The sequence below is a fragment of the Acetobacter ghanensis genome (assembly GCF_001499675.1).
Classification (GTDB): domain Bacteria; phylum Pseudomonadota; class Alphaproteobacteria; order Acetobacterales; family Acetobacteraceae; genus Acetobacter; species Acetobacter ghanensis.
In genome coordinates this window covers 2043550-2055789 of record NZ_LN609302.1, presented here as the reverse complement: position 1 = coordinate 2055789, position 12240 = coordinate 2043550, and the positions used below count along the sequence as shown (strand labels likewise).

General features: G+C 54.9%; 13 protein-coding genes and 1 tRNA gene. All 14 read left to right on the top strand.

Features of this window, described 5'->3' with window-relative positions; all coding sequences use genetic code 11:
• Positions 1–48: 48 nt before the first annotated feature.
• The 14 genes from AGA_RS09620 to nuoL all read left to right on the top strand — a co-directional run bounded on the left by AGA_RS09620 (position 49) and on the right by nuoL (position 12195).
• The gene (locus tag AGA_RS09620; RefSeq protein WP_059024088.1) at positions 49–336 is read left to right on the top strand and encodes an HU family DNA-binding protein; all 288 of its coding nucleotides are present in this window, start codon (positions 49–51) and stop codon (positions 334–336) included.
• 89 nt (positions 337–425) lie between these two features.
• Positions 426–500: transfer RNA gene (locus AGA_RS09615), tRNA-Val, on the top strand.
• Positions 501–718: 218 nt separating this feature from the next.
• On the top strand, positions 719–1084 hold the full coding sequence (locus AGA_RS09610) for an NADH-quinone oxidoreductase subunit A (protein ID WP_059024086.1): 366 nt from the start codon (positions 719–721) through the stop codon (positions 1082–1084).
• A gap of 12 nt (positions 1085–1096) precedes the next feature.
• Positions 1097–1660: a NuoB/complex I 20 kDa subunit family protein gene (locus AGA_RS09605; RefSeq protein ID WP_059024084.1), complete on the top strand. Its 564-nt coding sequence runs from the start codon at positions 1097–1099 to the stop codon at positions 1658–1660.
• Entirely contained in the window at positions 1653–2312 is a 660-nt protein-coding gene (locus AGA_RS09600; RefSeq protein ID WP_059024082.1) for an NADH-quinone oxidoreductase subunit C, read from the top strand. The genes AGA_RS09605 and AGA_RS09600 overlap by 8 nt, the downstream gene beginning before the upstream one ends.
• Positions 2312–3595 (top strand): NADH-quinone oxidoreductase subunit D, encoded by a 1284-nt coding sequence (locus tag AGA_RS09595; RefSeq protein WP_059024080.1) that lies wholly within the window; start codon positions 2312–2314, stop codon positions 3593–3595. The genes AGA_RS09600 and AGA_RS09595 overlap by 1 nt, the downstream gene beginning before the upstream one ends.
• Positions 3592–4227, top strand: coding sequence for a complex I 24 kDa subunit family protein (locus tag AGA_RS09590; RefSeq protein WP_059024078.1), 636 nt, complete (start codon positions 3592–3594; stop codon positions 4225–4227). The genes AGA_RS09595 and AGA_RS09590 overlap by 4 nt, the downstream gene beginning before the upstream one ends.
• 11 nt (positions 4228–4238) lie before the next feature.
• Positions 4239–5567 carry an NADH-quinone oxidoreductase subunit NuoF gene (gene nuoF / locus AGA_RS09585; protein ID WP_059024076.1) on the top strand — a complete coding sequence of 443 codons (1329 nt, stop codon included), beginning with the start codon at positions 4239–4241 and terminating at the stop codon, positions 5565–5567.
• A 5-nt stretch (positions 5568–5572) separates the two neighbouring features.
• Entirely contained in the window at positions 5573–7654 is a 2082-nt protein-coding gene (nuoG, locus tag AGA_RS09580) for an NADH-quinone oxidoreductase subunit NuoG (RefSeq protein ID WP_059024075.1), read from the top strand.
• A 5-nt stretch (positions 7655–7659) separates the two neighbouring features.
• Positions 7660–8691, top strand: a complete 1032-nt coding sequence (gene nuoH / locus AGA_RS09575) for an NADH-quinone oxidoreductase subunit NuoH (protein ID WP_059024073.1) — start codon at positions 7660–7662, stop codon at positions 8689–8691.
• The gene (nuoI, locus tag AGA_RS09570) at positions 8688–9176 is read left to right on the top strand and encodes an NADH-quinone oxidoreductase subunit NuoI (RefSeq protein WP_059024071.1); all 489 of its coding nucleotides are present in this window, start codon (positions 8688–8690) and stop codon (positions 9174–9176) included. The genes nuoH and nuoI overlap by 4 nt, the downstream gene beginning before the upstream one ends.
• 36 nt (positions 9177–9212) lie before the next feature.
• Positions 9213–9926 (top strand): NADH-quinone oxidoreductase subunit J, encoded by a 714-nt coding sequence (locus AGA_RS09565; protein WP_059024069.1) that lies wholly within the window; start codon positions 9213–9215, stop codon positions 9924–9926.
• Positions 9923–10246: an NADH-quinone oxidoreductase subunit NuoK gene (gene nuoK, locus AGA_RS09560; protein ID WP_059024068.1), complete on the top strand. Its 324-nt coding sequence runs from the start codon at positions 9923–9925 to the stop codon at positions 10244–10246. The genes AGA_RS09565 and nuoK overlap by 4 nt, the downstream gene beginning before the upstream one ends.
• A gap of 8 nt (positions 10247–10254) precedes the next feature.
• The gene (nuoL, locus tag AGA_RS09555; RefSeq protein WP_059024804.1) at positions 10255–12195 is read left to right on the top strand and encodes an NADH-quinone oxidoreductase subunit L; all 1941 of its coding nucleotides are present in this window, start codon (positions 10255–10257) and stop codon (positions 12193–12195) included.
• Positions 12196–12240: the final 45 nt, after the last annotated feature.

Below are 12240 nucleotides of genomic sequence, written 5' to 3'. Positions count from 1 at the left end.
AAACCCGCCCGCCGCTCCTATGAATTGAAAGAAAGTGAAAGGCGTAAGATGGAGAAGCCGCTTAACAAGCAGGAGCTCGTCTCAGCAGTAGCAGAGGCCGTTGACCTGCCGAAGGCTAAGGCCGGAGAAGTGGTCGACGCCGTATTCGGTGCGATTGAAAAAGCTCTGTCCAAAAAGCAGGAAGTGCGTCTGGTGGGCTTTGGCACATTCGTGACGGCAACCCGCAAGGCCGCCAAAGGCCGTAACCCCCGTACCGGCGAGGAAATTGATATTCCGGCTTCTACCTCTGTCCGCTTCAAGCCGGGCAAGGCACTGAAGGACGCGGTAAGCAACTAATCCCCGCTTTCAGATTTTTTTCAGAACGGCCGGCAATTTCTTTGAAAAAAGGGGTTGCCGGCCGTTTTGTTTTGTGACACATAGGGCGCGGGCGATTAGCTTAGCGGTAGAGCATCTCGTTTACACCGAGAGGGTCGGCGGTTCGATCCCGTCATCGCCCACCATTCCCAACATTTTATGTTGAGGGCAGGATTTATAATCCTGCTGTTAATGGTTTCCTGCCCAAGGCAGGCTAACCGTTATTTCCCAGATAAAAATTCGTTACTCACAACAAAGTGGCTACGACCCAACGCGTTCGTGCATGGCCGTCCGTATGTTGCGGGTCTAGGGTGACTGCATCAAATGAGCTGTTTGCAGCTTTTCATGCGTGCAGGAACTTTCCATGCAGTCTGTTCTAGGCGATTACGCCCCGGTCCTGATTTTTGGTTGTGTCTCGGTTGTTATTGCCGCGGCCATGCTTGGCATGGCTCTGCTAAGCGGACACCAGAAACCTTATCCTGAAAAACTTACAGCATATGAATGCGGGTTTGGCCCTTTTGATGATGCGCGGCGTCGTTTTGACGTGCGTTTTTATCTGGTCGCCATTCTTTTCATTATTTTCGATCTGGAAGTCGCCTTTCTGTTCCCGTGGGCCATCAGCCTTGGACGGATCGGGCTATTCGGCTTTTTGTCCATGCTGGGATTTCTGGCCGTGCTGGGGATAGGCTTTTTGTATGAATGGCGCAAAGGCGCGCTGGATTGGGATTGAGGGAGCGCCAGCATGACCACACATCACGACGATAACGCCATTATGTGGAATAGGGAGGCTCTGCCCCCCGGGCCGGAGCAGGATGCCGTGGTGCGCGGTATTACGGGTGTTCTGGCGGAAAAAGGGTTTGTGGTTGCCAGCTTGGATAAACTGGTCAACTGGGGGAGGACGGGGAGCTTGTGGCCGATGTCCTTCGGCCTGGCATGCTGTGCGGTGGAAATGATCCATGCCTATATGCCGCGGTATGATCTGGACCGTATGGGTATTATTCCCCGCGGATCGCCCCGGCAGTCTGATGTGATGATTGTTGCTGGCACGCTGACCAACAAGATGGCCCCAGTGCTGCGGCGTCTGTACGAGCAGATGGCGGAGCCGCGCTGGGTTATTTCTATGGGTTCGTGCGCCAACGGGGGTGGTTATTACCATTATTCCTACTCGGTCGTGCGTGGGTGTGACCGGATTGTGCCAGTGGACGTGTATGTGCCCGGCTGCCCACCCACCGCCGAGGCGCTGATTTACGGCATTATGCTGCTCCAGAAAAAAATTCGTCGGACAGGGACCATTCTCCGTGGCTGATCTTTCTCCCAACCCAAGGCAGGCCCGGCTGGAAGGGCAGTTGTGCTCTCTGGCGTTCACATTCCTTTCATCCCAGCCGCATGTATCCTATGCGGCGGTGGAAAAGGGGGAGTTGGTCGTGCGTACAACGCGGGAGCATCTGCTGCCGTTTCTGACCCTTTTGCGCGATGATCCGCGTTACAGGTTTGAACAGTTGATGGATTTGTGTGGTGTGGATTTTCCTGCCCGTCCAGAGCGGTTCGAGGTTGTCTATAACCTGTTATCCGTCACGTATAACCGTCGTATCCGTGTTGTGGTTTGCACGGATGAATATAGCACCGTGCCTTCTGTGCACCATCTTTGGCCATGTGCAACGTGGTGGGAGCGCGAATGTTACGACCTGTTCGGCGTGCTCTTTTCTGGCCAGCCGGATTTGCGCAGAATTCTGACCGATAATGGGTTTGAAGGACATCCCCTGCGCAAGGACTTTCCGCTCACAGGGTATGAGGAAGTTCGGTACGACGTCGAACGCCGACAGGTCGTGAAAGAACCTGTTTCTTTGACACAGGATTTCCGGGATTTCGACTTTGTTTCTCCTTGGGAGGGGATGCTGACCCTACCGGGGGATGAGAAAGCCCATGAAGTGCGGCAAGGTATGAAGAGGTCCGGCTGATGACAGAGCAAAAAAATACGGAATCTCTCGCTTTTGCGCAAACTGTCCTGCGAGACGATATTCCCCAAAGTCTCTTGCCAGAAGAGAAAGCTTTGGAAGTTGAAAATAAGGTTGTGGAAATTGACTCCCATGCCCTTAATTTTGGCCCGCAGCATCCTTCCGCGCATGGTGTGTTGCGACTGGTGCTAGAAATGGAGGGGGAGCTTGTTGCGCGTGCGGTGCCCCATATCGGTCTTTTGCACCGCGGTACGGAAAAGCTTATAGAATATAAGACGTATCAGAAAGCGCTGCCTTATTTTGACCGTCTGGATTATGTCTCTCCCATGTGTGAGGAGCAGGCTTTTGCTCTGGCAACGGAAAAGCTACTGGGGGTTGATATTCCCGAACGCGCCAAGTGGCTGCGCGTTATGTTTGCGGAAATTACCCGTATTCTAAACCATATTCTTAATCTGACTGCCATGGGTCTGGATTGTGGGGCGGTTACACCAGCCCTATGGGGATATGAAGAGCGCGAGAAGCTTCTGGAGTTTTATGAAGCAGCATCGGGTGCCCGGTTCCACGCCAATTATTTTCGGCCCGGCGGTGTCGCGCGCGATATTCCGACAAGTCTGGAAGACCGCATTGGCGCATGGGCCAAGGAATTTCCTTCATGGATTGACGAGCTGGAAGGCTTGTTGACGGAAAACAGGATTTGGAAACAGCGCACTGTTGGTATTGGTGTTTTTACAACCGAGCAGGCATTGGCATGGGGGTTTAGTGGCCCCTGCTTGCGGGCATCTGGGGTGCCGTGGGATTTGCGCCGTAACCAGCCTTACGACAATTACCACAAGGTTGAGTTCAATGTGCCTGTTGCCCGGCAGGGTGATTCCTATGACCGTTATCTCGTGCGTGTTGCAGAAATGCGTGAGAGCGTCAGGATTATTGAGCAATGCCTGAGCCAGATGCAGCCCGGAGACGTCAAGGTACAGGACCCCAAGTTCAGTCCGCCCCCGAGGGCGGAAATGAAGCGCTCTATGGAAGCACTGATTCACCATTTCAAGCTGTTTAGCGAAGGGTACCATGTGCCTGCGGGCTCGACCTATACGGCGGTAGAAAGCCCCAAGGGTGAATTTGGCGTTTATCTGGTGGCAGATGGCAGCAACAGGCCATATCGCTGCAAGATCCGTCCGACGGGCTTTGCGCATCTACAGGCCATAGATGAACTCTCACGCCGCGGCATGTTGGCTGACATGGTGGCCATTATTGGCTCGCTTGATCTTGTGTTTGGGGAAGTTGATCGATGAACGCAGCCTGGACACCGGCTGAACAGCCGGACAGCTTTGTATTCGATTCTGCATCAGAAGCGGAAATTACGGGCGTTCTCAGCAAATATCCTGAGGAACGCAAGGCAAGTGCTGTTATGCCTCTGTTGTACATTGCGCAGCGGCAGATGGGACGCCTGACCGGGAGTGCGTGGGTGCCCGTAGTTGCCATGGATGTTATTGCCCAGCGGCTGGGTATGGCGCCTATCCGGGTGTACGAGGTGGCGTCTTTTTACACCATGTTCAACACGCGGCCCATCGGGCGTTACCATTTGCAGGTTTGCACGACCACGCCATGCTGGCTGCGCGGTTCTGATGATGTGGTGGATGCCTGCCAGAAAGCGACCGGGATTCAGCATTTTGGCGAAACCAGCGCCGATGGGCTTTTTACTCTGACGGAGGTGGAGTGCCTTGGGGCGTGCGCCAATGCTCCCATCCTTCAGGTTGATGATGATTTTTACGAAGATATGAACGCCGAGCGCACGGCTGCGGTCATAGAGGCGTTGCGGGCAGGACGGCGTCCGGCACCGGGACCAACCATTAACCGCAGTGTTTCTGCGCCTGAGGGTGGCCGTAAGACGCTGCTGGCATCTTCCACGGCGGACAAGGAATAGGAGAGACGGCCATGCTGGCTGACAAGGACCGGATCTTCACCAATCTGTATGGGCAGGATGACTGGCGGCTGGAAGCGGCTCGCAAGCGGGGTGATTGGAGCAATACGGCAGAGATTATTGCCAAGGGCCGGGATGCCATTGTTGCGGAAATGAAGGCATCTGGCTTGCGTGGGCGCGGTGGGGCGGGTTTCCCCACCGGGCTGAAGTGGTCCTTCATGCCCAAGCAGTCCGATGGACGGCCGCATTATCTGGTCATCAATGGGGATGAATCCGAACCCGGTACCTGCAAGGACCGGGAAGTTATGCGGCATGAGCCACATAAGCTGATAGAAAGCGCCATGATCGCATCTTTTGCGATGGGAGCGCACACGTCCTACATTTACATCCGTGGGGAGTTCTGCCGCGAAGCTGAACGTTTGCAGGCGGCGATTGATGAAGCCTATGCAGCTGGCCTTTTAGGAAAAAATGCAGCAGGCAGCGGTTGGGATTTTGATTTCCGTATCCACCGTGGTGCGGGTGCCTATATCTGCGGTGAAGAAACGGCCTTGCTGGAAAGCCTGGAAGGTAAAAAAGGCCAACCCCGTATGAAGCCGCCGTTCCCTGCCGGAGTAGGGCTTTATGGGTGCCCGACAACCGTAAACAATGTGGAAAGTATTGCCGTTACGTCAACCATTATGCGGCTGGGAGCCGCATGGTTTGCGGGGCTTGGCCGGCCCAATAATGCCGGGTCCAAACTTATGGCTATTTCCGGCCACGTCAACACACCCTGTGTGTTTGAAGAAGAGCTGGGTGTGCCGCTTAAAGAGATCATAGAAAAACATGGCGGTGGCGTGCGTGGTGGGTGGGATAATCTGCTGGCGGTCATTCCCGGTGGCTGTTCCGTGCCTCTTTTACCAAAATCCGTCTGTGAAACGGTTTTGATGGACTATGACAGTCTGCGCGCAGAACGGTCAGGTTTGGGCACGGCCTGTATGATTGTGATGGACAGGTCAACAGATATTATAAAAGCTATCGCAAGGTTCTCTAAATTTTTCAAACATGAAAGTTGTGGCCAGTGCACGCCATGCCGGGAAGGAACCGGCTGGATGATGCGCATTATGAACCGCATGGTCGAAGGACGGGCGGAGATTGATGAAATTGATATGCTGGAACAGGTTACGCGGCAGGTTGAGGGGCATACAATCTGCGCGCTGGGAGACGCCGCAGCATGGCCCATTCAGGGCCTTATCCGGCATTTTCGTCCTGAAATGGAAGAGCGTATCCGCCAGTACAAGGCGGCGCATGGCGGTACTGGGCTGGTGCAGGTTCCCGCCGGTGGCGTTCCGGCAGCAGTGGAGTAACGGCAATGGTCAGGGTAATCGTTGATGGCACACCGGTAGACGTTCCTCCCGGTTCCAGCGCGTTGCAGGCCTGTGAGGCCGCAGGTAAAGAAATTCCGCGCTTTTGTTACCATGAACGTCTGTCAGTCGCGGGGAACTGCCGCATGTGTCTGGTGGAAGTGGCGCGTGCGCCCAAACCAGTGGCATCGTGTGGGTTTCCTGTTTCCGATGGGATGCAGATTTTTACCGATACCGAGGTGGTGCGTCGTGCCCGCCGGGCGGTTATGGAATTTCTGCTGATCAATCACCCACTGGACTGTCCGATCTGCGATCAGGGTGGGGAGTGTGACCTTCAGGATCAGGCCTATGGTTATGGTTCCGGTATCTCGCGTTATAAGGAAGACAAGCGGGCGGTAACGGACAAGGATCTGGGGCCACTGGTCAAAACCGTTATGACGCGTTGCATCCAGTGCACACGGTGTGTGCGCTTTAGCACGGAGGTAGCGGGCACGCCGGAGTTGGGCATGGTCTCCCGTGGTGAAAATGCCGAAATTACGACGTATGTAGAAAAAGCACTGACATCTGAACTCTCGGGGAATCTGATAGATGTTTGCCCTGTTGGTGCCTTAACAGCCAAACCATCGGCTTTTCATGCCCGGTCATGGGAATACAAGAAAACCGATAGTATTGATGTTATGGATGCTCTGGGCACCAATATTCAGGTGCAGGCGCGTGGTGGCGAGGTCATGCGGATTGTTCCGCGTGTGAATGATGAGGTTAATGAAGAATGGCTGTCTGATAAAGGTCGTTTTTCAGTTGATGGTCTCAAGCGCAGGCGTCTGGACCGCCCATGGGTTCGGGTGCATGGAAAAATTTCCGCTGTATCATGGAAAGATGCGCTGATTGCACTCGCTAGGCGGTTTGATGGTGTGTCAGGCGATAAAATAGGTGCGATTGCAGGTGATCTGTGTGATGCAGAAAGCCTCTGTGCATTGAAAGACCTTTTGCAAAGTTTGGGGTCTCCTAATCTGGATTGTCGTCAGGATGGAGCGTGGTATGACACAGAGACACGCTCCGGCTACCTGTTTAACAGCGATGTCAGCGGGATTGATCAGGCGGATGCATTGCTGCTTGTTGGCACCATGCCCCGGCACGAAGCACCTGTGCTGAATGCGCGTATTCGCAAACGATTTGTAGAGGCCGGTCGGGGTGGTTTTCCCATAGGTATGATTGGCGTGCCGACGGCAGATATGACGTATGACGTCAGTATGTTGGGGGCCGGGCCAGATACTCTGGCCGATATTCTGAGCGGGAAGAGCGCTTTTGCAGACGTTCTCAAAGATGCTCAGAAACCCATGATCATCCTAGGTCATGCCGCTCTGACGCGTAGGGACGCCCCTGCAATTTACGCAGCCTGCCGGGAGCTGGCTCATGCCTGTGGAGCGCTCACGCCGGAATGGAATGGTTTGAACATTCTGCACACGGCGGCGTCGCGCGTTGGTGCGCTGGACCTTGGCTTTTTGCCCGGTGCGCACGGGTGCGATGCTGCCAGTATGCTTCGCGGGAGTGTAGAAATTCTGTGGTTGCTGGGGGCGGATGACGTACAGTTGGACCGTATTCCGCCAGAAACATTTGTTGTTTATCAGGGGCATCATGGTGATGCGGCGGCAAAACGGGCCGATATTATTTTACCCGGAGCAGCCTATACCGAAAAACCCGGAACGTATGTGAATACGGCAGGGCGTGTGCAACGTGCTTTTCGTGCCGTATTTGCGCCGGGTGAGGCACGGGAAGATTGGCGGATTATTCGGGCTTTTTCCGAAGTGGTTGGGCATACACTGCCGTATGACTCGCTGGAGCAACTCAGGGCGCATATGGCGCAGGTTAACCCGGTTTTTGCCGTAGCAGGCAAGAGTGCGCCACGTCTGGCCGGGGCAGAAGGTGTCCCGGCTGAGCGTGCCGGTGCGCGTGATGGTGAGCTTATGGCAACACCGTTGCAGCCGGTTATTCAGAATTATTACCAGACCAATGTCATAAGCCGTGCCAGCCTGACCATGGCTGAATGTTCAAAAGTTTATGGCACGGTGCCTGCGGTAGCGGCGGAGTAAGGGCAATGGCACATTTTTTCTACCAAACCCTGGTGGGCCAGATCCTGCTTATGCTGCTGGAAACTCTGGCGGTCCTGGTGCCACTGCTGATTGGTGTTGCCTACCTTACGCTTATGGAGCGCAAGGTTATGGCCGCAATGCAGCGGCGGCGTGGACCAAACGTTAATGGGCCATTCGGTCTGTTGCAGGCTTTTGCTGATGCAATCAAGATGATTGTGAAGGAAACGGTCATTCCAGCGGGAGCCAACAGGGCACTGTTTCTGTTTGCACCATTTCTGACCTTTTCGCTCGCCATGGCGGCATGGGCAGTTATTCCCACGGGGAATGGTCTGGCAGTTGCCAATATTAATGTTGGTATTCTGTATCTGCTCGCCATTTCCTCTCTTGGGGTTTACGGAATGCTTATTGCCGGGTGGGCCTCCAATTCCCGCTACGCCTTTCTGGGCGGTTTGCGCTCTGCGGCACAGATGGTTTCTTACGAAGTCTCCATCGGGCTTGTCATTGTGTCCGTCCTGCTGGCGGTTGGTAGCCTGAACCTGAACGATATTGTGCTGGCGCAGCGGCATGTCTGGTTCTGCCTGCCCATGTTCCCGATGTTTATCGTCTTCTTCATTTCCGCTCTGGCAGAAACCAACCGTGCACCGTTTGATCTGCCCGAAGGGGAGAGTGAACTGGTTGCGGGCTTTTTTGTGGAATATTCCTCGCTCGCTTTCGGCCTGTTCTTTCTGGGCGAATACGCGAACATGATCCTCATGTCCTCCATGGTCAGCATTCTGTTCCTTGGTGGCTGGCTGCCCCCTCTGGGTATTGCGCCGCTGACATGGATACCCGGCCCGCTCTGGCTGATTTTTAAAATCCTGTTCTGCCTGTTTGTCTTTATCTGGGTGCGCGCCACGTTCCCGCGCTATCGCTACGATCAGCTTATGCGGCTGGGGTGGAAGGTGTTCCTGCCTTTCTCTCTGCTGTGGATGATCGGCACGGCCGGGTTCCTTATGGCAACAGGTCTGCTGCCTCACATGGGAGGGGTAAATTCATGAGCGCTCTTGGCACCACATTGCGGTCTTTTCTGCTCAAGGAACTGGCCGCGGGCATGGTCTCCACCTTCCGTATGATGTTTCAGCCCAAGGTCACACTGAACTACCCCTATGAGAAAGGTCCGCTGTCTCCCCGCTTCAGGGGGGAGCACGCTCTGCGGCGCTACCCCAATGGGGAAGAGCGCTGCATTGCCTGCAAGCTGTGTGAGGCCACATGCCCGGCTGAGGCCATTACCATTGAAGCCGAAGAGCGTGATGATGGCTCCCGCCGTACCACGCGTTACGACATTGACATGACCAAGTGCATTTACTGCGGCCTGTGTGAGGAAGCCTGCCCAGTGGATGCAATTGTTGAAGGTCCCAACTACGAATTTGCCACGGAAACCCGTGAAGAACTCATGTACGACAAGAACAAGCTGCTGGCGAATGGGGACCGTTGGGAGTCTCTGCTTGCACGGAGGCTAGAACTCGATGCGCCGTATCGCTGAACCGATGCAGGCCACGTTTGGGCAGGAGGTTGGTCAATGATGGCACAGCTCGTTTTTTACGTTTTTGCATCGGTCTTGCTGCTGTCGGCCGCTATGGTCATTAGCGCACGCAACCCGGTTCATGCTGTTTTGTTCCTGATACTTGGCTTCTTTAACGCGGCGGGGCTGTTTCTGGTCGCTGGTGCCGAGTTTTTGGCCATGCTTCTGGTCATTGTTTACGTGGGGGCGGTGGCGGTTCTCTTCCTCTTCGTGGTGATGATGCTGGATATTGATTTCACTCGCCTGCGTGAAGGGTTCCAGCGTTATGCACCGTTAGGTGTCTGTATTGGTGGCGTGTTGTTGGCTGAACTAATTATGGCCTTCAGCAACTGGCGTATGGCGCCCGCTGGCGTTGTGGCGCCATTGGCTGTGGCGCCGGGGCTGACCAATACTGCGGCTTTGGGCACGGTTATTTACACGCATTATGTGCTGCTGTTTCAGGCCTGCGGGCTGGTGCTGCTGGTCGCCATGATAGGGGCCATTGTGCTGACCCTGCGGGACACCCCAACTGGTCGCCGCCAGAACATCGGCAGGCAGCATGCACGCACACGTGAAGAAACGCTGGAGCTTGTTAATCTGCCACTTGGCGAAAACGTGTTTGAGCAGGGTGGTTTCCTGCGCCCCAAAGGCTCCTATTACGAAATTGCGGTTCCCGGCTCCTATGGTGCGGGTGAACCGGAAAAGACGGAAACTGAGGAGAAAGGCGCATGAATACGGCAATCGCGTCTGTGGGGCTTGGACCTTACCTGTTTGTCAGCGCCGCACTTCTGGTTCTGGGGGTGTTCGGTATCTTTCTGAACCGCAAGAACATTATTGTTCTGCTCATGTCCATGGAGCTGATCCTCCTTTCCGCCAACCTTAATCTGGTGGCGTTTTCCGCCGCACATGGTGATCTGTCGGGGCAGGTCATGGTGTTGTTTGTGCTGACCATTGCAGCAGCGGAAGCCGCCATTGGGCTGGCTATTGTTACGGTTTACTTCCGTAACCGCGGCTCCATCCAGGTCGAAGACGTGACGATGATGAAGGGATGAGCAGCGTTATGCAAACAGAACTCAACCTGTTTTCCGTTGCCGTGCTTACGCCCATGGTGGGAGCCATTGTTGCGGGGCTTGGTGGTCGGTTTATGGGCGATACGCTCGCCAAAGTTATAACCATTGCCTGCATGGCGGTGGCGACCTTGTGCAGTGTTGGTGCGCTGTATGGCGCGTGGCTGGCTGGTTTTCCACATACCAGCGTGCCGTTGGCGCAGTGGGTTCATGCCGGTGGGTTTGATGCAACATGGACCCTGCGGTTTGACACACTCTCCGTCACCATGACGGCAATGGTGCTGCTCGTTTCGCTGCTCGTGCATTGCTACAGCATTGGTTACATGAGCCACGAGAGCATGCCGACTTACCGGTTTTTCTCCTACCTTTCGCTCTTCACCTTCGCCATGCTCATGCTGGTGTCCTCCAATGATCTGATCCAGCTTTTCTTCGGCTGGGAGGGTGTGGGGTTGGCCAGTTACCTGCTGATTGGCTACTGGTATGACCGCCCGGCCGCAGCTGCTGCGGCCATCAAGGCCTTTGTGGTCAACCGTGTGGCTGACCTGTTCTTTCTTGTCGGCATTGGTCTGATTTACGTGCTGTTCCATTCTGTGCAGTACGACACCATTTTTGCTGCCGTGCCAGATGTGCTGAATACGCCCTACACGGTTTGTGGTGTGTCTTTCCGTATGCTGGAAGTTATCTGTTTTCTACTGTTTGTCGGGGCTATGGGCAAATCGGCTCAGTTGTTCCTGCACACATGGCTGCCCGATGCCATGGAAGGGCCAACGCCGGTATCTGCTCTTATTCATGCGGCAACAATGGTAACAGCGGGTGTATTCCTTATGGCGCGGATGTCTCCATTGCTGGAGTTTGCGCCGGGCACGCGCATCTTTGTTATTCTTATTGGCGCAACCACCTGTTTTTTTGCGGCAACTGTCGGCATGGTGCAGCCGGATATTAAGCGGACCATCGCTTATTCCACCTGTTCGCAGCTAGGCTACATGTTTGCGGCTGTAGGAGTGGGGGCGTATCAGGCCGCCGTATTCCACCTGACGACACATGCGTTTTTCAAAGCCCTTCTGTTTTTGGCCGCAGGGTCCGTTATTCATGCGATGCACGATGAGCAGAACATGTTTCGGATGGGCGGTCTGTGGAAAAAACTGCCCGTGACCTATGGGGTTATGTGGTTGGGTAGTCTAGCGCTGGCGGGGGTTTTTCCTTTTGCCGGATACTGGTCCAAGGATGCCATTCTCAACGCGCTATGGGCGTCCAATGCCTCGTTCAGCCATTATGCATGGGCCATGGGCACTATTACAGCATTCCTGACGGCGTTTTATAGCTGGCGGCTTTTGTTTCTTGTCTTTCATGGTCAGCCGCACGATGCTCGTGCCCGCGATGCTGCGCATGAAAGCCCGGCAGTTATGACCGTGCCGCTTTTGGTGCTTTCCATAGGGGCTGTGCTGGCCGGTGTGCTTCTGGCGCCGTTTTATATTGGCGCTCATCAGGCCATGTTCTGGAACGGTGCCATTTTTAATGGTGCGACCAACCACATTATGGAGGCGTTCGAGCATGTGCCATCGGCAATCGCCCTGTTGCCCAGCCTTGCCGGGCTTGCGGGTATTGCACTGGCTTTTGTGCTGTATGTGAGCGCACCGCATATTCCCGCCGCGTTGGCGCGGTCTTTTGGGCCGGTTTATAGGTTCCTGCTCAACAAGTGGTATTTTGATGAGCTGTACAACACAATTTTCGTAAAACCCTATACTGCTCTGGCGCGTGTGCTGTGGAAGGAAGGGGACGAAGGCGTTGTGGAAGGTCTGCCGCTGGACGTTGTGCGGGCCACGCGGGACGGTGCCTTGCAGGCTGTCAAACTCCAGACCGGTTCCATCGCCATTTATGCCTTTACCATGCTGGCAGGCCTTGTGGTGTTGCTGACTGTTGCGTTGTGTGGGTGATCGAACATGACTGACGCCATTCCGACCGTGTTCTCTTCCTCTTCT